The organism is Micromonospora sp. C41 (assembly GCF_018070485.1).
In the GTDB taxonomy this organism is placed as follows: Bacteria; Actinomycetota; Actinomycetes; order Mycobacteriales; family Micromonosporaceae; genus Micromonospora; species Micromonospora chalcea.
Genome location: NZ_JAGPXP010000038.1, coordinates 19,028 through 39,637, shown reverse-complemented (window position 1 = coordinate 39,637; position 20,610 = coordinate 19,028). Strand labels below are relative to the sequence as shown.

Annotated in this window: 17 protein-coding genes; 4 read left to right on the top strand and 13 right to left on the bottom strand. The window is 73.3% G+C overall.

The features are described 5' to 3' along the window. Positions 1-47 precede the first annotated feature (47 nt). Positions 48-1,055 (bottom strand): 2-phospho-L-lactate transferase CofD family protein, encoded by a 1,008-nt coding sequence (locus tag KBX43_RS27875; protein ID WP_113972483.1) that lies wholly within the window; start codon positions 1,053-1,055, stop codon positions 48-50. Further along, entirely contained in the window at positions 1,052-1,975 is a 924-nt protein-coding gene (gene rapZ / locus KBX43_RS27870) for an RNase adapter RapZ (RefSeq protein ID WP_043329622.1), read from the bottom strand. Before rapZ ends, KBX43_RS27875 begins: the two co-directional genes overlap by 4 nt. A 171-nt stretch (positions 1,976-2,146) precedes the next feature. On the opposite strand from rapZ, the gene recQ reads away from it, so the two are divergent. Beyond that, positions 2,147-4,018 carry a DNA helicase RecQ gene (gene recQ, locus KBX43_RS27865; protein ID WP_210888130.1) on the top strand — a complete coding sequence of 624 codons (1,872 nt, stop codon included), beginning with the start codon at positions 2,147-2,149 and terminating at the stop codon, positions 4,016-4,018. Positions 4,019-4,119: 101 nt separating this feature from the next. Here the strand turns inward: recQ and KBX43_RS27860 are convergent, their stop codons facing one another. From KBX43_RS27860 to rsgA, 5 genes are all read right to left on the bottom strand, one after another. Continuing rightward, complete coding sequence (locus KBX43_RS27860; protein WP_210870610.1) at positions 4,120-4,776, bottom strand: C39 family peptidase; 657 nt, start codon at positions 4,774-4,776, stop codon at positions 4,120-4,122. A gap of 795 nt (positions 4,777-5,571) precedes the next feature. After that, positions 5,572-7,521: an excinuclease ABC subunit UvrC gene (uvrC, locus tag KBX43_RS27855; protein ID WP_210888127.1), complete on the bottom strand. Its 1,950-nt coding sequence runs from the start codon at positions 7,519-7,521 to the stop codon at positions 5,572-5,574. Positions 7,522-7,596: 75 nt separating this feature from the next. Beyond that, positions 7,597-8,085, bottom strand: a complete 489-nt coding sequence (locus KBX43_RS27850) for a Rieske (2Fe-2S) protein (RefSeq protein WP_064445299.1) — start codon at positions 8,083-8,085, stop codon at positions 7,597-7,599. Between the two features lie 100 nt (positions 8,086-8,185). Then, on the bottom strand, positions 8,186-11,134 hold the full coding sequence (gene uvrA / locus KBX43_RS27845; protein ID WP_043329614.1) for an excinuclease ABC subunit UvrA: 2,949 nt from the start codon (positions 11,132-11,134) through the stop codon (positions 8,186-8,188). Positions 11,135-11,342: 208 nt separating this feature from the next. Further along, positions 11,343-12,422, bottom strand: a complete 1,080-nt coding sequence (gene rsgA, locus KBX43_RS27840) for a ribosome small subunit-dependent GTPase A (protein WP_210888141.1) — start codon at positions 12,420-12,422, stop codon at positions 11,343-11,345. A gap of 221 nt (positions 12,423-12,643) precedes the next feature. Between rsgA and KBX43_RS27835 the strand changes: the two genes are divergently transcribed. Both KBX43_RS27835 and KBX43_RS27830 read left to right on the top strand, forming a co-directional pair. Next, the gene (locus KBX43_RS27835) at positions 12,644-13,360 is read left to right on the top strand and encodes a maleylpyruvate isomerase family mycothiol-dependent enzyme (RefSeq protein WP_210888125.1); all 717 of its coding nucleotides are present in this window, start codon (positions 12,644-12,646) and stop codon (positions 13,358-13,360) included. An 8-nt stretch (positions 13,361-13,368) separates the two neighbouring features. After that, the gene (locus KBX43_RS27830) at positions 13,369-14,022 is read left to right on the top strand and encodes an MBL fold metallo-hydrolase (protein ID WP_043331130.1); all 654 of its coding nucleotides are present in this window, start codon (positions 13,369-13,371) and stop codon (positions 14,020-14,022) included. A gap of 45 nt (positions 14,023-14,067) precedes the next feature. Here the strand turns inward: KBX43_RS27830 and KBX43_RS27825 are convergent, their stop codons facing one another. Continuing rightward, entirely contained in the window at positions 14,068-14,676 is a 609-nt protein-coding gene (locus KBX43_RS27825; RefSeq protein WP_069089083.1) for a DedA family protein, read from the bottom strand. A gap of 89 nt (positions 14,677-14,765) precedes the next feature. Then, positions 14,766-15,440, bottom strand: coding sequence for a methyltransferase (locus KBX43_RS27820; RefSeq protein ID WP_043331125.1), 675 nt, complete (start codon positions 15,438-15,440; stop codon positions 14,766-14,768). Positions 15,441-15,621: 181 nt separating this feature from the next. On the opposite strand from KBX43_RS27820, the gene KBX43_RS27815 reads away from it, so the two are divergent. After that, the gene (locus KBX43_RS27815) at positions 15,622-15,825 is read left to right on the top strand and encodes a cold-shock protein (protein WP_013287480.1); all 204 of its coding nucleotides are present in this window, start codon (positions 15,622-15,624) and stop codon (positions 15,823-15,825) included. 51 nt (positions 15,826-15,876) lie between these two features. Here KBX43_RS27815 and KBX43_RS27810 read toward each other — a convergent pair whose 3' ends face one another. From KBX43_RS27810 to KBX43_RS27795, 4 genes are all read right to left on the bottom strand, one after another. After that, positions 15,877-17,151 carry an MFS transporter gene (locus KBX43_RS27810; protein ID WP_210888122.1) on the bottom strand — a complete coding sequence of 425 codons (1,275 nt, stop codon included), beginning with the start codon at positions 17,149-17,151 and terminating at the stop codon, positions 15,877-15,879. Positions 17,152-17,203: 52 nt separating this feature from the next. Then, entirely contained in the window at positions 17,204-17,779 is a 576-nt protein-coding gene (locus KBX43_RS27805; RefSeq protein WP_210888119.1) for a helix-turn-helix transcriptional regulator, read from the bottom strand. A gap of 98 nt (positions 17,780-17,877) precedes the next feature. Continuing rightward, complete coding sequence (locus tag KBX43_RS27800) at positions 17,878-18,786, bottom strand: hypothetical protein (protein ID WP_043329608.1); 909 nt, start codon at positions 18,784-18,786, stop codon at positions 17,878-17,880. Between the two features lie 170 nt (positions 18,787-18,956). Then, the gene (locus tag KBX43_RS27795) at positions 18,957-20,609 is read right to left on the bottom strand and encodes a CocE/NonD family hydrolase (RefSeq protein ID WP_374226028.1); all 1,653 of its coding nucleotides are present in this window, start codon (positions 20,607-20,609) and stop codon (positions 18,957-18,959) included. Position 20,610 lies beyond the last annotated feature (1 nt).

Below are 20,610 nucleotides of genomic sequence, written 5' to 3'. Positions count from 1 at the left end.
CCCCTCACGGACCGGTTCCGGCGTGTCGCCGGTGATTACGTACGTGTCTAACGATCGGCGCGCAGGACAGGCACCAGCGCGGCGCCCAGTGCGGCTGGATCATGACGGGGCGTGCCGTCGAGGACGGCGACGGGAGCGAGGACCAGCCGGGCACCAAGCGATTCTGCCGCACGTTCGACCGCCGCGGGATCACCCACCGCCGTGGAGTCCGCCAGCACCCGGTCCACCTTCAGCTCGGGCAGATAGCGCCGCAGCGTGTCCAGATGGTCGGGCAGGGAGAGCCCCGAGGTCTCCTTCTCCGCCACCAGGTTGAGCGTCACCAGCCGCCGCGCCGGACTGGAGACGATCGCGTCGGCCAGGCCCGGCACCAGCAGGTGCGGCAGCACGCTCGTGTACCAGCTGCCCGGCCCGAAGATCAGCCAGTCCGCGGCGCGTACCGCTGTCACCGCCTCGGCGCACGCGGCCGGCGCGGGTGGGTTGAGCCGCAGCGACTCGACGGTGCCCGGGGTGACCGCGACCTGGTGCTGGCCGCGCACGGTGGACACCTCGTCCGGATGGGCCGGGTCCGCGCCGCGGACCCGGGCCTCGATGCCCACCGGCTGGCGGGACATCGGCAGCACCCGCCCCACCGCGCCGAGCATCGCGCCCGCGTGGTCGAGCGCGGCCACCGGATCGCCGAGCAGCTCGGTCAGGCCGTGCAGCAGCAGGTTGCCGACCGCGTGGCCGGCGAGCGAGTCGCCGGCGCGGGCGGGCGGGACCGGCGCGGCGAGCGTCGGCGGGGGCGGCGTCGCGGTGGTGAAGCGGTACTGGAACAGCGCCGCGCTGCGCCGGGTGGCCGGATGGTCGCCGGCCAGCGCCACGAGCGCCTGACGCAGGTCACCCGGGGGCAGGCCGCCGCGCTCCGCGCGCAGCCGCCCGCTGGACCCGCCGTCGTCGCCGACGGTGACCACCGCGGTGATGTCCAGGTCCAGTTCGGGTACGCAGTGCCGCAGCGCCCGCAGCGACGCCGAGAGCCCGTGCCCGCCACCGAAGGCGACCACCCTGGTCGGGGTCACTCCCGCCCCAGGTCCCGGTGCTGGGCGTTGGCGGCGATACCGGAGCGGCGCAGCCGGGCGGCCAGCTCCTCGGCGATCGCCACGCTGCGGTGCTTGCCGCCGGTGCAGCCGACCGCCACGGTCAGGTAGCGCTTGCCCTCCCGCTCGAAACCGGCGGTGGTGGCGTTGACCAGGTCGGCGTACCCGGCCACGAAGGCGTCCGCGCCCTCCTGGCCCAGCACGTACGCGCTGACCGCCTCCTCCCGGCCGGTGTGCTCGCGCAGCTCCGGCACCCAGTACGGGTTCGGCAGGAACCGGGCGTCCATCACGAAGTCGGCGTCCGGCGGCAGGCCGTACTTGAAGCCGAACGAGATCACGGTGATCCGCAGCCGGCGGGCGTCCTCGCCGCCGAACAGCTCCTCCACCCGGCGCCGAAGCTGGTTCACGTTCAGGTGGCTGGTGTCGATGATCACGTCGGCCTGCTCGCGTGCCTCCTCCAGCAGCGTCCGCTCGACGGCGATGCCGTCGGCCAGCCGCCCGTCGCCCTGCAGCGGGTGCGAGCGGCGCACGCTCTCGAACCGGCGGATCAGCACCTCGTCGTCGGCGTCGACGAAGACCACCCGGGGGGAGAAGCCGCGCTCGCGCAGCTCCCGGATCGCCCCGGCCAGGTCGGTGGAGAAGGCGCGCGAGCGCACGTCCAGCACCATCGCCGTACGCCGGGCCGCGCCGCCGGCCTTGAAGGCCAGCTCGGCCATGTCGAGCAGCAGCGCCTGGGGCAGGTTGTCGACCACGTAGTAGCCGACGTTCTCCAGCGCCCGGGCCACCGTGCTGCGCCCGCCGCCGGACAGCCCGGTCACCACCACCAGTGAGGTGTCCGACTCGGCCGGCGCCGTCTCCGCCTCGCTCGGCCCCAGGTCACCCGCTGTACGCGCCTCGCTCACCCGCTACCCCCAGCCGTGGCGCCGCGGCCGGTCGGCCGCGCATGGTCAATCAGCGACTCTAACGGCTGCGACCCCGTCCGGGATTCCACGGGGTGACCACCGGAACATGTCGCCACCCCCGGACCGGCTCGCCGGACGGGCGCTGTCGGGGGACGCTCGTAGACTGCGCGGATGGTCTCCCCCACCGACGAGCGGACCACCTCCGCACCGGCCGGCTCCCCACCGACCGGCGACGCGCTCGACGTGTTGCGGCGGGTCTTCGGGTACGACGCCTTCCGCGGCTTCCAGCAGGACGTCGTCGAACACGTGGTGTCCGGCGGCGACGCGCTGGTGCTCATGCCCACCGGTGGCGGCAAGTCGCTGTGCTACCAGATCCCCGCGCTGGTCCGCGACGGCGTGGCGGTAGTGGTCTCCCCGCTGATCGCGCTCATGCAGGACCAGGTCGACGCCCTCACCGCCGTCGGCGTACGCGCCGGTTTCCTCAACTCGACGCAGGACCCGGCGCAGCGGCGCCGGGTCGAGGCGGCCTACCTGGCCGGCGAGCTGGACCTGCTCTACCTCGCCCCGGAAGGGCTGGCGGTGCGGTCCACGCTCGGCCTGCTGGAACGCGGCCGGATCGCGCTGTTCGCGATCGACGAGGCGCACTGCGTGTCGCAGTGGGGGCACGACTTCCGCCCCGACTACCTCAACCTGTCGATGCTGCACGAACGCTGGCCGGACGTGCCGCGCATCGCGCTGACCGCCACCGCGACCCGGGCGACCCGCACCGAGATCGCCACCCGGCTGCGGCTCACCGAGGCCCGGCACTTCGTGGCCAGCTTCGACCGGCCCAACATCCAGTACCGGATCGTGCCGAAGCGGGAGCCCCGCCGCCAGTTGCTCAGCCTGCTGCGCGACGAGCACCCGGGCGACGCCGGCATCGTCTACTGCCTGTCCCGGGCCTCGGTGGAGAAGACGGCCGAGTTCCTGGTCGCCAACGGCATCCCCGCGCTGCCGTACCACGCCGGGCTGGACGCCACGACCCGCGCCACCAACCAGCAGCGCTTCCTGCGCGAGGACGGTCTGGTCATGGTCGCCACGATCGCGTTCGGCATGGGCATCGACAAGCCCGACGTACGCTTCGTCGCCCACCTGGACCTGCCGAAGTCGGTCGAGGGCTACTACCAGGAGACCGGCCGCGCCGGGCGCGACGGCTTGCCGTCCACCGCCTGGCTGGCGTACGGCCTGCAGGACGTGGTGCAGCAGCGCAAGATGATCGAGACGTCGGAGGGCGACCTGGCGCACCGGCGCAACCTCGCCGCCCACCTGGACGCGATGCTGGCGCTCTGCGAGACGGTTCGCTGCCGCCGCGCCCAGCTGCTCGAATACTTCGGCGAGACCGGTGTGGCCGCCTGCGGCAACTGCGACACCTGCCTCGACCCGCCCGAGTCCTGGGACGGCACTGTCGCCGCGCAGAAGCTGCTCTCCACCGTCTACCGGCTCGACCGCGAACGCAACCAGCGCTTCGGCGCCGGGCACAGCATCGACATCCTGCTCGGCAAGCACACCGACAAGATCGACCAGCACGGCCACGACTCGCTCAGCACGTTCGGCATCGGCACCGAGCTGCGCGAGACCGAGTGGCGGGGCGTGGTGCGGCAACTGCTCGCCGAGGGTCTGCTCGCCGTCGAGGGCGACTACGGCACGCTGGCGCTGACCGAGGCCAGCGCGGACGTGCTCGGCCGCCGCCGTACGGTCACGCTGCGCAAGGAGCCGGAGCGGCCGGCGGCCGGCCGGTCCGCCAAGCCCCGGGGCGCGGCCACTGTGGTCGCCGACCTCTCCCCCGCCGCCGCGCCGGTCTTCGAGCGGCTCCGCGCGTGGCGCGCGGCCACCGCCAAGGAGCAGGGCGTCCCGGCGTACGTCATCTTCCACGACGCGACGCTGCGGCAGATCGCCGCCGAGCCGCCGGCTTCCCTGGCCGAGCTGTCCCGGGTCAGCGGGGTGGGCGAGAACAAGCTCGCCAAGTACGGCGAGGCGATCCTGGCCGTACTCACCGATTCCTGACGTACGCGGAAGGGCCCGACCCCTGTGGTGGGGGGTCGGGCCCTTTCGGTGTGCGTGCTGCCTGTTCTTGCTCTGCAGCCATGGGTGCGGCGGTGTTGGTCTTAGCTGGTGCTGTAGCCGCGGGTGGCGATCCAGTCGGCGAGGTTGTCGATGCTCATCCGGTAGGTGGCGGTGTTGGGGTCGGCGCTGTCGGCGATGGTGACGGTCTTGCCGTCGTCGCGGTAGCCGATGACGCTGATGTAGTGGCCGCCTTCGAAGGAGTGGGTGGTGCCGTCGGTGTCGGTGGCGGTGCCGGCGATGTTGGCGACCACGGCACGGCCGGCGTCGACGGTCTTGACGACGTCGGCGCGCAGCTTGTCGGTCTGCTTGTCGTCGGCCTTGGGGGTGCTGATCTCGACCGACTTGTAGGCGTCCTTGGCGCCGGTCTCCTTGTTCAGCACCGGGGTGATGTCGTTGATGGAGTTGGTGCCGGCCTCGGTGGTGCCCATCTCCTCGGCCATGGCGTGCACGTCGATGTTCTTGCCCTGCACGCTCAGCGCGTTGCGGGCGGCGGCGGGGCCGCAGAAGTAGAAGTTGGGCTGCGCCTCGTAGCGCACGTCCAGCTCACGCTCACCATGACCGCTCTTGCGGTCGGCGACGATGGCGGCCTTCTCGGCCGGGGCGGCGTGGGCGGCGATGGCGGGGCCGGCGATGCCACCGGCGGTGGCGACGACACCGGCAGCGGTCAGAACGGTCTTGCGCAGCAGAGTGGTAGCCATGATGGTTGCCTCCCTGAAATGGGGGATACGCGGCGGGGGTGCCGCGGAGGGGAAAAGTCTTGGGGGGCGCCCGTCGAGCGGGCTGGCACGCGGGCGCCCCGAAAGGGGGCTGCTCCGCGGCTCGGGGATGTAACGACCACCGGGCCGAGGTCATTCCCGCCGGCGGGGGTGCTCGTCATCGGGGGATGTAACGACGGCCGGGCCGGGGCGATTCCCGTGACCTGACCCGTGGCGCCGGGCGGACCGGGTTGAGCGCTCGGCCCTGGTGCCTGGGCGGTCAGCCATGTACAACGCCTGCACCCCACCCCGGATTCCGCCGTGAGCATGGCGCCGACCACAACGCGCCACCCCGCAAACCGGACACCGGCCCCAGGGCGCACTGGGCGGCGCCTTCGCGGTGCACGCGCACGGCAGACCTTGCAGTCGGCCCCCCGGACAAGCCTCACAAAGCGGTCATACGTTAGGCGCGAACTGCAAGGTGGGCGGTTCCGCCCACCGGGAACAACCATGGCTGGAACGGCGTAGGTGTCAAAGGCGGGCGGAGACACCCATGGCGTTCCACCCGAGGCACCTGGCGACGGCGACTGGAGCGGCATGGGTGTCAAAAGCAGCCCGAGACACCCACGGCGTTCCACCCACGGCACGCGACGGCGGTGGCGGGCCGGCGGGCCGGACAACGGGCGTTTGTTGACGCACGCTGGACAGCGGCCGGGGGCCACGACGGCAGGCGCGAGCAGGCGCGAGCAGGCGCGAGCAGGCGCGAGCAGGCGCGAGCAGGCGCGAGCAGGCGAAGGGTCAGGAACGGGGGGCGGCCGTGGTGGCGTCGGTGGAGCCGTCCAGCGCGGCCAGGATCGCCTCGGCCGTACGCCTGCCCACCCCGGGCACCTCGGTGATCTCCTCCACGGTGGCCGACGACAGCCGCTTCAGCGAGCCGAAGTGCCGCAGCAGCGCCTTGCGGCGTACCTCGCCGAGGCCGGGGACGTTGTCCAGCGCCGATTCGGTCATCCGCTTGGAGCGCCGCTGCCGGTGGAACGTGATGGCGAAGCGGTGCGCCTCGTCGCGGACCCGTTGCAGCAGGTAGAGCGCCTCGGAGGTGCGGGGCAGGATCACCGGGAACTCGTCGTCGGGCAGCCACACCTCCTCCAGCCGCTTCGCCAGCCCGCACAGCGCCACGTCGTCGATGCCCAGCTCAGCGAGCGCCTTCGCGGCGGCGGCCACCTGCGGCGGGCCACCGTCGACCACCACGAGCTGCGGCGGGTACGCGAACTTGCGCGGCCGCCCGGTGGTCGGGTCGATGCCGGGGCGGTCCGGGTCGGAGGCGGTCTCCTCGCCCAGCTCCCCGGTCTCGGCGCGGGCGTCGAGGTAGCGGGCGAAGCGCCGCCGCAGCACCTCGGACATGGCCGACAGGTCGTCGGTGGCGCCGCGCACGATGAAGCGGCGGTACTCGCTCTTGCGGGGCAGCCCGTCCTCGAACACGACCATGCTGGCGACCACGTCGGTGCCCTGGATCTGGGAGACGTCGTAGCACTCGATGCGCAGCGGCGAGGTGTTCATGCCGAGCGCGTCGGCGATCTCGTCGAGCGCCTGGCTGCGGGTGGTCAGGTCGCCGGCCCGCTTGAGCTTGTGCCGGGCCAGCGCGTCCTTGGCGTTGCGCTCGACGGTCTCCAGCAGCGACCGCTTGTCGCCGCGCTGCGGCACCCGCAGCGACACCCGGCTGCCCCGGCGGGTGGAGAGCCAGTCGGCGAGCGCGTCGGCGTCGCCGGGTAGCTCGGGCACGAGCAGCTCGCGGGGCACGTCGGCCTCGCCCTGCTCGCCGCCGTACACCTGGGTGCAGAAGTGGTGCACGAGGTCGCCGGTGCTCAGCTCCTCGGTCTTCTCCACCACCCAGCCGCGCTGGCCGCGCACCCGGCCGCCGCGGACGTGGAACACCTGCACGGCGGCTTCGAGCGGGTCGTCGGCGAAGGCGACCACGTCGGCGTCGGTGCCGTCGCCGAGCACCACGGTCTGCTTCTCCATCGCCCGGCGCAGCGCCGCGACGTCGTCGCGCAGGCGGGCGGCCCGCTCGAACTCCAGTTGCTCGCTGGCGTCGAGCATCTCCTTCTCCAGCCGGCGGACCATGGTGTCGGTGCGGCCCGCCATGAAGTCGCAGAAACCGTCGACGATCTCCCGGTGGCGTTCGGCGGTGACGCTGCCGACGCACGGCGCGGAGCACTTGCCGATGTAACCGAGCAGGCAGGGCCGGCCGACCTGCCCGGCCCGCTTGAACACCCCGGACGAGCAGGTCCGCGCCGGGAAGACGCGCAGCAGCAGGTCGAGCGTCTCGCGGATCGCCCAGGCGTGGGAGTACGGCCCGAAGTAGCGCACGCCCTTGCGCTTCACCCCGCGCATCACCTGCAACCGGGGGTATTCCTCGTCGAGTGTGACCGCGAGATAGGGGTACGACTTGTCGTCGCGGTAGCGGACGTTGAACCTCGGGTCGTACTGCTTGATCCAGGTGTATTCCTGCTGGAGCGCCTCGACCTCGGTGGCGACGGTGATCCAGTCGACCGACTCGGCGGTGAAGACCATCTGCCGGGTGCGCTGGTGCAGGCCGACCGGGTCGGCGAAGTAGGAGTTGAGCCGGCTGCGCAGGTTGCGCGCCTTGCCGACGTAGATCACCCGGCCGGTGCCGTCGCGGAAGCGGTAGACCCCTGGCGACTCCGGGATGGTGCCGGGCGCGGGACGGTACGTCGAGGGGTCAGCCACGCTGTCAAGCCTAGTCCGCACCCCTGACACCCGGCCGCCGCCGCGCCCCCGGGTGACCGGGGGCGCGGCGGGTGGTCAGGCCAGGCGGATCTGGTCGCCGTCGACGGTGATGTCCTTCGCGGCGAGCGGCTTGGTGGCCGGGCCGCCCTTCACCGAGCCGTCGACGATGGAGAAGCGGCTGTTGTGGCAGGTGCAGTTGATCGTGCCGCCGTCGACGTTCGACACCGGGCAGCGCTGGTGCGTGCAGATCGGGTCGAACGCCTTGAACTGGCCGGCCTCGGGCTGGGTGATGACCACGCCCTGGCTGGCGAAGACCGCGCCGCCGCCGACCGGGATGTCCGAGGTGCGGGCCACGGAGTTGCTGCCGGCCCGGTCGCCGCCGCCGGCGTCCCCGGTGGCGGTGGCGCCGGGCGGGCCGCCGCTGGTCGGGGCGAGCCCGGGCGAGGCCTCGTCGTCGCTGCCGCAGCCCGCGAGGACCACTGCCGCGCCGACCGCCCCGGCTCCGGCGAGCAGGGCACGGCGGCTCTGGGTGACCGGTCGGGTCAACGCCTGATCATCACTCATATCCGGCCTTTCTCTCGGCTTACTGCGGAAACACGCACCAGCGTGGGGCACGGTTCATACTGGCGCGTCAACGTACCGGGCATCGCATGGAGGACGTCGGTCAGCGCGCCGCGGCCGGCACCTTGCGGGCCCGCGGCTTGGCGCCGCCGTTGCCGTTGGCCTTGGCCGCCCGGCTGGTGGCCGCCTTGGCGCCCTTGGCCTTGCCGTCGAGCTTGAGGATCGGCCGCAGGAACTGCCCGGTGTGGCTCTCCGGCACCTCGGCGACCTCCTCCGGCGTGCCGGTGGCGAGGACCGTGCCGCCCCGGTGGCCACCCTCGGGGCCCATGTCGATGAGCCAGTCGGCCGTCTTGATCACGTCGAGGTTGTGCTCGATGGTGATGACGGTGTTGCCCTTGTCGACCAGCCCCTCCAGCACCATCAGCAGCTTGCGGATGTCCTCGAAGTGCAGGCCGGTGGTCGGCTCGTCGAGCACGTAGACGGTGCGGCCGGTGGAGCGCTTCTGCAGCTCGGAGGCGAGCTTGACGCGCTGCGCCTCACCGCCGGACAGCGTCGGCGCGGGCTGGCCGAGGCGCACGTAGCCGAGGCCGACGTCGACCAGCGTCCGGAGGTGCCGGTGGATGGCCGGGATGGCGGAGAAGAACTCGGCCGCCTCCTCGATCGGCATGTCCAGCACCTCGGCGACCGTCTTGCCCTTGTAGTGCACCTCGAGTGTCTCGCGGTTGTAGCGCGCGCCCTTGCACACCTCGCAGGGGACGTAGACGTCCGGCAGGAAGTTCATCTCGATCTTGATGGTGCCGTCGCCGGAGCACGCCTCGCAGCGCCCGCCCTTGACGTTGAACGAGAACCGGCCCGGGCCGTACCCCCGGACCTTGGCCTCGGTGGTCTCGGCGAAGAGCTTGCGGATGTGGTCCCAGACGCCGGTGTAGGTGGCCGGGTTGGAGCGCGGGGTACGCCCGATCGGCGACTGGTCCACGCCGACGACCTTGTCCACGTGCTCCAGGCCGGTGATGCGGGTGTGCCGGCCGGGCACCAGCCGGGCGCCGTTGATCTGGTTGGCGAGCACCGTGTAGAGGATGTCGTTGACCAACGTCGACTTGCCCGAGCCGCTGACTCCGGTGACCGCGATGAGCTGGCCGAGCGGGAAGCTCACGGTGAGGTTGCGCAGATTGTGCTCGCGCGCGCCGTGCACCACCAGCTCGCGGCCCGGCGTCTGCGGCCGGCGGCCGGCAGGCGTCGGGATGGACTTGCGCCCCGAAAGGTACGCCCCGGTGACCGACTCGGTGTTGTCCAGCAGCGCCGGCACCGACCCGCTGTGCACGATCTTGCCGCCGTGCTCGCCCGCGCCCGGGCCGATGTCGACGATCCAGTCGGCCACCCGGATGGTGTCCTCGTCGTGCTCGACCACGATCAGCGTGTTGCCCAGGCCGCGCAGCCGCAGCAGCGTCTCGATGAGCCGGTGGTTGTCGCGCTGATGCAGGCCGATCGACGGCTCGTCGAGCACGTAGAGCACGCCGACCAGGCCGGAGCCGATCTGGGTGGCGAGCCGGATGCGCTGCGCCTCTCCGCCGGAGAGCGTGCCGGCGGGCCGGTCCAGGGAGAGGTAGTCCAGCCCGACGTCGAGCAGGAACTTCAGCCGGGCGTTGATCTCCTTGAGCACCCGCTCGGCGATCATCTTCTGCCGGTCGGTCAGCTCGATGCCGGCCAGCAGGTCGGCGGCCTCACCCACGGACAGGTTGCAGACCTCGGCGATGCTCTTGCCGGCCAGGGTGACCGCGAGCACCTCGGGCTTGAGCCGCGCGCCGCCGCAGGCCGCGCAGGGCACGTCCCGCATGTAGCCCTCGTACTTCTCCCGGGACCACTCCGACTCGGTGTCGGTGTGCCGGCGCTCGATCCACTGCACCACGCCCTCGAAGCCGGTGTAGTAGGAGCGCTCGCGGCCGTACTTGTTGCGGTAGCGCACGTGCACCTGGTCGTCGGAGCCGTGCAGGATCGTCTTCTGCGCCCGCGACGGCAGCTTCCGCCACGGCGTGTCGATGTCGAAGTGCTCGGCCTCGCCCAGCGCCTCCAGCAGCCGCAGGAAGTATTCGAGGTTGTGCCCGGTGGCCCACGGCTGGATCGCGCCCTCGCGCAGCGTGCGCTCCGGGTCGGGGATGACCAGCTCGGGGTCGACCTCCTTCTTCGTGCCCAGGCCGGTGCACTCGGGGCAGGCGCCGTAGGGCGCGTTGAAGGAGAAGACCCGGGGTTCCAGGTCCTCGATCGCGAGGGGGTGGTCGTTCGGGCAGGCCAGGTGCTCGGAGTAGCGGCGCTCCCGGGCCGGGTCGTCCTCCGGCAGGTCGACGAAGTCGAGCAGCACCAGGCCGCCGGAGAGACCGAGCGCGGCCTCGACCGAGTCGGTCAGCCGCTGCTTGGCGCTCGGCTTGACGCTGAGCCGGTCGATCACCACCTCGATGGTGTGCTTCTCCTGCTTCTTGAGCTTCGGCGGCTCGGTCAGCGGGTGCACCACGCCGTCGACCCGGGCCCGGGCGTAGCCCTTGGCCTGCAGCTCGGCGAACAGGTCGACGTACTCGCCCTTGCGGCCGCGCACCACCGGCGCGAGCACCATGAACCGGGTGCCCTCGGCCATGGCCAGGACCCGGTCGACGATCTGCTGCGGGCTCTGCTTGGAGATCCGCTCGCCGCAGATCGGGCAGTGCGGCTCGCCGATGCGGGCGAACAGCAGGCGGAGGTAGTCGTAGACCTCGGTGATGGTGCCGACGGTGGAGCGGGGGTTGCGCGAGGTGGACTTCTGGTCGATGGAGACGGCGGGGCTGAGGCCCTCGATGAAGTCGACGTCGGGCTTGTCCATCTGCCCGAGGAACTGCCGGGCGTACGACGACAGCGACTCCACGTAGCGGCGCTGCCCCTCGGCGAAGATGGTGTCGAACGCCAGGCTCGACTTGCCCGAACCGGACAGCCCGGTGAAGACGATCAGGGCGTCCCGGGGCAGGTCGAGACTGACGTCACGCAGGTTGTGCTCGCGCGCGCCACGGATGATCAGTCGGTCGGCCACGGTGCGTGTGCTCCCGGAAGAAGAATATGAGGCGGATCTGTGCACCAGACGCCGGGTCTGGGTGGTTTTCACAGGTTGTCGGGGCGCAGAGAAGACGCCTCGGCAACTCTAGCCCCGACGTATGACAACTTCCGTCTCGCGAACATTCCCCCAGCTCAGGCCGGTCGGGCGGGAACCACCCACGCCCACCCGACCGGCTCGCGCAGGTTCAGAATGCCCCGGGTGCCGGGGGCGGCGCCGGACGCCCGGTACGTCGCCGCCCGCCACGCCAGCCGCCCCGCCGTTCGGCCGCCAGCCGGGCCGCGCGCCGGCCGCCCTCGTACTCGATCTCCCGCTGCAACCGGCGCCAGCTCTCCCAGCGGCGCACCGGCAGCGCGCCGTCCTCCAGCGCGTCGCGCACCGCGCAGCCCGGCTCGGCATCGTGGGCGCAGTCGCCGTACCGGCAGCCGGCGGCCAGCTCGGCGATGTCGGCGAAGGCACGGTCCAGGCCGGCCGCGCCGTCGAGCAGGCCGACCGCCCGTACGCCGGGGGTGTCCAGCACCGCTCCCCCACCCGGCAGCGGCACCAGCGACCGCCAGGTGGTGGTGTGCCGGCCCTTGCCGTCGACGCGGCGGATCGCCTGGGTGCGCATCACGTCCGCCCCGGCCAGCGCGTTGACCAGGCTCGACTTGCCGGCACCGGAGGGGCCGAGCAGGCCGAGCGTGCGCCCGGGGCCGACGAACCCGCGCAGCGGCGCCAGGCCGGCGCCCCGCTCGGCGCTGACCGGCAGCACCGGCACGCCCGGCGCGAGGTCGGCCAGCTGCCGGGCCACCGCCTCCGGGTCGGCGGCCAGGTCGGCCTTGGTGAGCACGACGAGCGGCTGCGCCCCGGATTCGTGCGCCAGGGAGAGCAGCCGTTCGATCCGCGCGGCGTCCGGTTCCGGGTGCACCGGCTCGACCACCGCGGCGGCGTCGAGGTTGGCGGCCAGCACCTGGCCGCTGGCGTCCTTGCCGGCGGTACGGCGCACCAGCGCGGTACGCCGGGGCAGCACCGCCTCCACGGTGACCGGGCCGTCCGGCCAGGTGGACAGCAGTACCCAGTCGCCCGCGCAGGGCAGCACGGTCAGGTCACGGGCGGCGGCGGCGAGCACGGCGCCGCCGAGGCTGGCCCGCACCGGCCCCTGCGGGCTCAGCACGGTGCAGACGCCCCGGTCCACCCGGGCGACCCGCCCGGGACGGTGGCCGGCGCGCCGGTCGAGGTGGGCTGCCCAGCCGGCGTCCCAGCCGAGGGCGGTCAGGTCGAGAGTCATGGTGTCCTCTTCGGTGTCGAGGGATACGTGGTGGAGCACACGCGCTGCGACCGGCATGCACACCACCTCCTCTCCGACTCCCGGTGCCGCGTTGGCGACGACGCGGACCGGGCGGCCCAGGTCGTCGGCCCCGACGGTAGGTGCCGCGCCGACGCGCCGAAAGCGATTTCCCCGGCGGCGCGGCCCGCCCGGGCCCGCTACTGTCGAACCGTGAGAACGCGATGACCGCCGACCCCCTGCTGCTGACCGGTCCGCTGGCCGAGGCGAACGACCGTCTCCTGCGTACCGTGTCCGGCCTGACCGCGGCGGACGTCGCGGCGCCCTCGCTGCTGCCGGGCTGGTCCCGGGCGCACGTGCTCACCCACCTGGCCCGCAACGCCGACGGGTTCGTCAACCTGCTCACCTCCGCGCGCACCGGCGAGGACATCCCGATGTACGCCTCGGCGCAGGCCCGCGCCGCCGACATCGACGCCGGCGCCGACCGGGGTCCGGCCGACCTGCTCGACGACGTACGCCGCAGCGGCCAGCGCTTCGACGCGGCGGTCGCGGCGATGCCCGTGGACGCCTGGGGCGCCACCGTGCAGACCCGGCGCGGCCCCTGGCCGGCGGCGATGCTGGTCTGGGGCCGGCTGCGCGAGGTCGAGGTCCACCACGTCGACCTGGCGGCCGGTTACCTTCCGGCGGACTGGCCGGAGGCGTTCGCCCAGCGGCTGCTGCACGAGGTGGTGACCGGGCTGTCCGGCAATCCGGCCGCGCCGGCCATGGTGCTGCGCTTCGACGGCGCGGCCTCCGAACTCGTCGTGGGTGGCCCCGAGGGGGCGCCCACGGTCACCGGCCCCGCGCCGGAACTCGCCGCCTGGCTGACCGGCCGGGGCGCGGGCGAGCTGCTCACCGTCGACCCCGACGGCCCTCTGCCCAACCCACCGGAATGGATCTGAACATCGTCATGACCTACACCGGAGACGTCACGCCCGGCGGGCCGCCGGCCGTGCGCGAGCTCGACCGGCTCACCGTCACCAAGCTGTCGGTGGGCCCGATGGACAACAACGCCTACCTGCTGCGCTGCAACGCCACCGGCGAGCAGGTGCTGATCGACGCCGCGAACGAGGCGCCGCGCCTGCTGGAGTTGGCCGGCGACGGCGGGCTGGCCGCCGTGGTGACCACGCACCAGCACATGGACCACTGGGTCGCGCTGGAAGAGGTGGTGGCCAAGACCGGGGCGCGCGCGCTCGTGCACGCCGACGACGCCGAGGGCCTGCCCATCTCCGCCGAGCGGCTCGGCGAGGGCGACACGGTGCCGGTCGGCGACTGCGCGCTGGAGGTCATCCACCTGCGCGGGCACACGCCGGGCTCGATCGCGCTGCTCTACCGCGACCCCTCCGGCACCCCGCACCTGTTCACCGGCGACTCTCTCTTCCCGGGCGGCGTCGGCAACACCGACCAGGACCCGGAGCGCTTCGGGCAGCTCATCGACGACGTCGAGGCCAAGCTCTTCGACCGGCTGCCCGACGACACCTGGTTCTACCCGGGCCACGGCAAGGACAGCACCATCGGCGCCGAGCGGCCCGCGCTGCCGCAGTGGCGCGCCCGCGGCTGGTGAACACGCCCGGTCCGGCCTCCCCCGTGGCGGCCGGGCCGGGCGCGGTCAGCCGGTGACCGCGCGCAGGCGGCGCCGGGTGGCGAGCAGCACCGGGCCGGCGAGCAGCAGCCCGACCGCCATGGTCAGCACCGTGGGGTTGAGCGCCGCGGGCAGCAGCCCGGTCAGCGCCCGCGCGGTCAGGCCCAGCGCCACGTAGAGCCCGGCCCAGGCGGTCGCCCCCGCCGCCGCGCAGGCCAGGAACCGCCGGTACGACATCCGCAGCCCGCCGGCGGCCAGCGGCAGCAGCGCGTTGAACACCGGCAGGAACGGCGCCACCAGCACGATCCGTCCGCCACCGCGGTGCAGCAGCGTCTCGGCGGCGGTCCACCGGGACTCGCCGATCCAGCCGCCGACCCGGCTCTCCCGCAGCTGCCCGCCCCAGCGCCGTCCGGCGAAGAAGCTCAGCGACCAGCCGGCCAGGCAGCCGGTGACCACCGCGGCGACGGTCAGGGCCCCGCCGGCCGGGCGACCGGCGCCGACCGCCGCGAGGACCGCCGCGTCGCCGGGCACCAGCACCCCGATCAGGGGTACGGCGTCGGCGAGCATCACGATGCCCAGCAGACCCATCAGGAGGGTGGTGGGCAGCTCACCGGCGGCGGCCACGAGATCGTTCATGAGCTGCACGCTATGGCCCGCCGGTCACCCGGCACATCGGGCATGATCCCCCAGTGGCCCCCGACACCCGACCCGGAGATCCCTGAGGGTCATCGGGGTCGCAGCACCTGCACCCGGCGTACCGGGGAGTCGACGGAGGGCTCGGTGGTCGGCACCGGGTAGCTGGCCACCAGCTCCAGCCCGCCCGGCGGCAGGTGACCCCGGTCCGGGTCGCCGACCAGCACCTCGACGCCGTGGTCGGCGCAGCGCCGCAGGTAGGGCAGGACCCGCGCGGCCAGTCCGGCGTCGTAGAGCACGTCCCCGGCCACCAGCAGGTCGGCACCCGCGACGCCGTCGAGCAGGTCGTCGCCGTCGGCCGCCACCCGGACCCGGTTGGCGCGGGCGTTCACAGTGACGGCGGCCACCGCGTACGGGTCGATGTCGTTGGCGACCACCTCGTCCGCCCCGGCGAGCGCGGCGGCGATGGCGACCAGCCCCGATCCGGCGGCCAGGTCGAGCACGCGCCGCCCGGCGGCCAGTTCGGGGTGGTCGAGCAGGTGCCGGGCCAGCGCCTGCCCGCCGGCCCAGACCGACGCCCAGTACGGCGGCGGCAGCGACCGACCGGCGGCGGCCTCCATCCGGGCCCACCACAGGATGGCGTCCTCGGCCAGGTGCAGGCGCACCTCGGGCACGAACGGCGTGTCGACCAGTCGCAGGCGGTCCGGGCCCGCGCCGGGCACCGCGATCTCCTGTTCCAGGTCGGCCAGAGCCGTCTGCGTGCTCATCGGGGCAAGCATGCCGCGCCCCGCCCGGCGCCGGGGTCATTTTCCCGGCGCGGCACGTATTCACGGGCGCGCCGCGCGCTTCCGGCAGCGGATTGCGGTCCGGACGGTTACTGTCGGGGTGGTACAGGGCGACCACCGGCCGCGGGGCCGGCGCTCGCCCGCATTGAACAGGGAGAGACGCATGGCAACCGGCACGGTCAAGTGGTTCAACTCGGAAAAGGGCTTCGGCTTCATCGAGCAGGACGGCGGAGGCCCGGACGTGTTCGTCCACTACTCGGCCATCCAGAGCAGTGGCTACCGCGAGCTGAACGAGGGTCAGAAGGTCGAGTTCGAGGTGACCCAGGGCCAGAAGGGCCCGCAGGCGGACAACGTCCGTCCGATGTAGTGACGTGCCGGTGGCGGCGGTCGGGGCTCCGACCGCCGCCGCAGCGCATCATCAGGACGGCGCGGCCGGCAGGTCGCGCCGTCTCCGTAGCGGCCCGGCCAGCAGGATCAGCGGGGTCAGCGCCAGCCACGCGGTCATCACCCGGATCGCGCCACCCGGCCCCCAGGCCGCGCCCAGCGCGCCGGCGAGCAGGGCGGCCAGCGGAATGGTGCCGTAGTTGAGCAGATGCATGCTCACCGTGACGCGGCCGAGCAGCCGGTGCGGGGTGTACGTCTGCCGGAAGCTGCCCTTGACCACGTTGCCGATCGCGACGCCCAGGCTCACGAGCACACCGCCGAGCACCAGCCACGCCGTGCGAGCGCCGGGTCCGGCGAGCGGGATGAGCAGCGCGGGCGGCCCGGTGAGAGCGCCGGCGACCAGCAACGTCCGGGCGCTGCCGATCCGGCGGGCCAGGCGCGCGGCGAGCGCGGCGCCGATCACGCCGCCGAGGCTGGCGAGTCCGATCAGGAGGCCGACCAGGCCCGCCGGGAGTTCGGCCGAGCGCACCAGGAACACCACGAGCACCGCCTGGTAGCCGGTGAGCCCGATGTTGCTCGCCGCCCCGAAGACCGTCAGCACCCGCAGGTACGGGTCGCGGACGACGAACCGCAGTCCGGTGGCGACCTCGCGGCGCAGCGACGTCGTCCCGGCGTCCCGGTGCGGCCGGGCCTCGACCGCGCTGATCCGGCGCAGGCAGAGCGCGGACAGCAGGAAGGTGAGCGCGTCCAGCGCCACAGCGGTCACCGCGCCGACGAGCTGGGCGACGAGACCGGCCAGTCCCGGGCCGACGAGGTAACTCGCGGTCTGGGTGGCGTGCAGCCGGGCGTTCGCCTCGGGCACCTGCTCGGGACGCAGCAGCGTGGGCAGGTAGACCTGGTCGGCGGTCTCGAAGAAGACCCGGGCCAGGCCGGCGCCGAGCGCCACGACCAGCAGGTGCCCGACGGTGAGCATCCCGGCCAGGGCGGCCACCGGGACGCTCGCGAACAGCGCGGCGGCGGCGAGGTCGGCGGCGATCATCACGGGCCGGCGGCGCACCCGGTCGACCCACGCCCCGACCGGCAGGCCGGCGAGCAGCCAGGGCAGCCACGCCGCGGCGGTGAGCACCGCCACCTGGAACGTGCTCGCGTCGAGCACCGCGACCGCGACCAGGGGCAGCGCCACTGCGGTCATGTTGCTGCCGACGGCGCTCACCGTGTGGCCGGTCCAGAGCAGCCGGAAGTCCCGGTGCCGGAACAGCCCGCCGCGCGGCGGGGCGACCGGCCCGGACGTGCGCGCGGGGGCGGTCATGACGCGCGCCCCGGTAAGGCGCTCGCGGGCGGCGCCGGAACGCGGTGGGCGGTCACGGCCGGCCCGGGACGCCGTGGGCGAACACGAAGACCGGCTCGCGGTGCTGCCCGTCCTCGGGCGCCGGCCGGTCGGCCCACCGTGCGAAAAGCGCGATCACCTCACGGCTGAGCTCGGCCAGCTCGTCCGGGGTCAGGTGCAGCCACTTGTCGGTGCTGAACGGCCCCTCTCCCCACGCGGCGTGCGCCTCGTCAGGGGCGGCGTGCCAGGCGCGGACCAGCTCGGCGTGCCGCTCCAGGTTGAGCGAGCTGGCCGCGTCGGCCACCACCCGGGCCGCCGGGTCGTCGTCGAAGTCGCTGTTGGACCAGCGCACCCCGCGATCGCGCAGCCGCCACCAGCGTTCCCGGCGGTCGCGTGCCAGCTCGGGCGCCTCGACCAGCAGGTCGGCGGCGGCCAGCACCTTGAGGTGGTGGCTCACGTTCGCCGGCGCCTGGTCGGTGCGCTCGGCGAGCATGCCGACGGTGCACGGGCCGTACACCTTGAGCACGTCCATGAGCCGGCGGCGCAGTGGGTGGGCGAGCGCGGCGAGCACCCGCGAGTCGGTGATCTGCCGGACGGTCCGCTGTTCCATGCGCCCGAGTCTCACATCCGCAAGAGCTGTTGCGCAACAGCTCTTGCGGAATGCGCCGGCCGACGGCGCCGCGACCCCGCGGTCGCGGCGCCGGACCGTCAGGCGATCAACCGCCGGGACAACTCGTCGGCCACGTCCCGGGCGATCTGCGGCGGGATGGCCTCGGCGATCTTCTCCGGCGGCAACCCGGCCAGCACACCGGAGACGATCTGCTGCTCGTCGGTGAAGTCCCGGCCGGACAACTCGTTCACCTGCGCGACCAGCGCCGGCCAGGCGCGCAGCATCGCCAGCATCTGCTGCAACGGCGAGTTGGGCATGGGCGGGTTGACCAGCCCGGTGGTGTTGGCCGGCGAGATCAGCCAGTTGCGCAGGTTCTGCAGGTCGGCCAGGACGTCGCCCACAGTGCGGTTCTTCGAGCCGGTGTCCTTGATGAGCCGGTCGGTCTGTTCCATGTCGTCCTCCGGTTTCGCGGTGGCGATCATTCCGATCGCGGTCAGATAGCGGCGGAACAGCGGGGTCAGGTCACGCCCCGCCTTTGTCGAGTCACGGAAGAAGCTGAAATGCGTGTGGTACAGGTGGCTGCTGTCGCCGCTGGTGCGCCGTCCCAGCCGGTCCCAGCGGCGCACGGTCCGCCCGTCCGGGGAGTAGATGATCTCCCGGATGTCCCGGGTGTCGGCCGCGTTCGCCACGCACTGCGCCACCATCCAGGTGGAGAACGTCCGCAGGTTGTGCGTACCGCCGCCGGAGCGGACGGAGAACGTGCCGACGTCCAACGCGGACGCGTACAGGGTCAGGCCGGACCGGTCCCGGGTGGACTCCACCACCGAGTAGTCGTTCGTCACGACCCGGTCGGATCCGCAGTGGTAGCCGCCCCGGTGGTTGGGGTCGCCGACGATGCCGACCTCCGCCGGCTCCAGGTCGTCGGCGCGTACGGCCTTCTTGTCGACGTTGAGATAGGTGAGCAACAGGTTCCGGACGGCCAGCAGGTTCGCCGGGGCCGACGTCATGGCAGATCCCCTTCCGATCGATGACCGGCGAGGGCACGACAATCACACCGCGTGATGGCGTGCGATCCGCGGACGCGCCCCGCCGGATAACTGCACGGCACCGGGCACTTGCTCCGAGCTTAACCACGGTTAGGCAGAAGTGCCCAGCTCAGGGACGGTTTTTTGGACTATCAGCCCGCTGTGGACGGTGTCCGCGTGAGCGGCAGCTCCAACCCCGAGGGATGCTCACGATCGCTGAGAATCTCTCGCCAACCAGCACGAAGAGTCACGGCAGTGCCGAGTGGCTCACCGGTGCCGGGATTGCGCGCGTACCGGGGGTGGGCGCCACCGGAGACCTGGACCCGCAGCCGGTGCCCGGGCGCGAAGCGGTACGCGGTCGGCCAGAGCGTCACCGGCACGGCGACCACACCGGACGGATCACGCGGGAACCGGCCCGGCTCGACCCGGACCAGCCCGTCGCAGACGTTCCAGGAACGCCCGCGCCGGTCCACGTCGCACAGACGCACGAACACGTCCAGGTACGACAGTTCGCTGCGCACGTGGATCTCGGCGCGTACCGGCCCGGCCACCTCGACCGGCTCCGGCAGCGGCCCACCGGTGTAGGTGAGCACGTCCGGCCGGGCCTCCACCGGCCGGTTGTCGACCGCGCCGGCCCGCTGGGCCACGAGCAGCGGCCCGCCCAGCGACGGGGTCGGGTCGGCCGGGTCGTACCAGAAGCGGTCGGGCGCGGTGCCGGGCTCCGGCGGCTCCGGGGCGAGCCCGCCGCCCGAGCGCAGGTGCCACCGCACGGGCGTGGCGGGCGGCGGCCAGTCCGGCAGGTCACGCCAGCCGCCGCCGGCGCCGCCGACGTGCACCCGCACCGGCGCGCGCTGCGGCGCGGGTCGCCCGGCCAGGTGCGTGTCGAGCCAGTCCAGCCCTTCGCGCAGCGACGCCAGGAGCAGCCCCGGGCTGCCATGGGTCCAGGGGCCGACGACCAGGCGGGGTCGCGCTCCGGCGGCCCGCAGGCGGGCGTAGTCGTCGAGCTGGGCCGGCAGGAAGATGTCCTGCCAGCCGCTGACCATGGCGACCGGGGCGCGCACCTCGGTGATCCGTTCGCCGAAGACCCGGGTACGCCAGTAGTCGGCGTCGGGGGTGTGATGGCGCAGCCACTCCTGGAAGAACGGCACCGTGACACCGGTGGCGACCCGGTCCGCCTCGGCCAGCGGCAGGTGCGCCAGGGCACGGACGAGGCGGGGCTGACCGCGCTTGAGTTCCCACTGCCGGGCCAGCCAGGGCACCGTCTGCGCCTGGAGCAGCTCGGCCCAGGTGAGCACCGTGTCCAGGGCGAACGACTCCCCCGCGTACGTGGAGTCGCGGGTGCCCGACGCGGTCACCACGGCGACCATCGCGCGCAGCTCGTCGCCCGCCTCGGCGGCGAGCGCCCACTGCACGAAGCCCTGGTAGCTGGCACCGAACATGCCGAACGCGCCGGTCCACCACCGCTGGCGGCGCAGCCAGTCCAGCGTGTCGAGGCCGTCGTCGCGCTCGTGCACCAGCGGCGCGAACTCGCCGCCCGAGCCGTACGTGCCGCGGCAGGACTGGATGACCACGTGGAAGCCCCGCTCGGCGATCAGGCGGCCGAGCAGGCGGATCGGCCCGCCCCGCCCGTACGGGGTGCGGATCAGCACGCAGTGCGCGCCGGGCAGGTCGGGGGCGTAGTGGTCGGCGCGCAGCGTCACCCCGTCGCGGACCCGGACCGGGATGTCCCGGGTGACGGTGACCCGCCCGGTGCGGGCGGCCGGTAGTCGCAGCGCCGCGGCGGCGGCCCGGGTGACCAGCCGCACG

Bases quoted from the DNA above. Each gene is read 5' to 3' on its own strand.
- recQ (WP_210888130.1), top strand. From the start codon at position 2,147: ATGGTCTCCCCCACCGACGAGCGGACCACCTCCGCACCGGCCGGCTCC.
- KBX43_RS27860 (WP_210870610.1), bottom strand. From the start codon at position 4,776: ATGGCTACCACTCTGCTGCGCAAGACCGTTCTGACCGCTGCCGGTGTC.
- KBX43_RS27850 (WP_064445299.1), bottom strand. From the start codon at position 8,085: ATGAGTGATGATCAGGCGTTGACCCGACCGGTCACCCAGAGCCGCCGT.
- rsgA (WP_210888141.1), bottom strand. From the start codon at position 12,422: ATGACTCTCGACCTGACCGCCCTCGGCTGGGACGCCGGCTGGGCAGCC.
- KBX43_RS27835 (WP_210888125.1), top strand. From the start codon at position 12,644: ATGACCGCCGACCCCCTGCTGCTGACCGGTCCGCTGGCCGAGGCGAAC.
- KBX43_RS27830 (WP_043331130.1), top strand. From the start codon at position 13,369: ATGACCTACACCGGAGACGTCACGCCCGGCGGGCCGCCGGCCGTGCGC.
- KBX43_RS27825 (WP_069089083.1), bottom strand. From the start codon at position 14,676: ATGAACGATCTCGTGGCCGCCGCCGGTGAGCTGCCCACCACCCTCCTG.
- KBX43_RS27820 (WP_043331125.1), bottom strand. From the start codon at position 15,440: ATGAGCACGCAGACGGCTCTGGCCGACCTGGAACAGGAGATCGCGGTG.
- KBX43_RS27815 (WP_013287480.1), top strand. From the start codon at position 15,622: ATGGCAACCGGCACGGTCAAGTGGTTCAACTCGGAAAAGGGCTTCGGC.
- KBX43_RS27810 (WP_210888122.1), bottom strand. From the start codon at position 17,151: ATGACCGCCCCCGCGCGCACGTCCGGGCCGGTCGCCCCGCCGCGCGGC.
- KBX43_RS27805 (WP_210888119.1), bottom strand. From the start codon at position 17,779: ATGGAACAGCGGACCGTCCGGCAGATCACCGACTCGCGGGTGCTCGCC.
- KBX43_RS27800 (WP_043329608.1), bottom strand. From the start codon at position 18,786: ATGACGTCGGCCCCGGCGAACCTGCTGGCCGTCCGGAACCTGTTGCTC.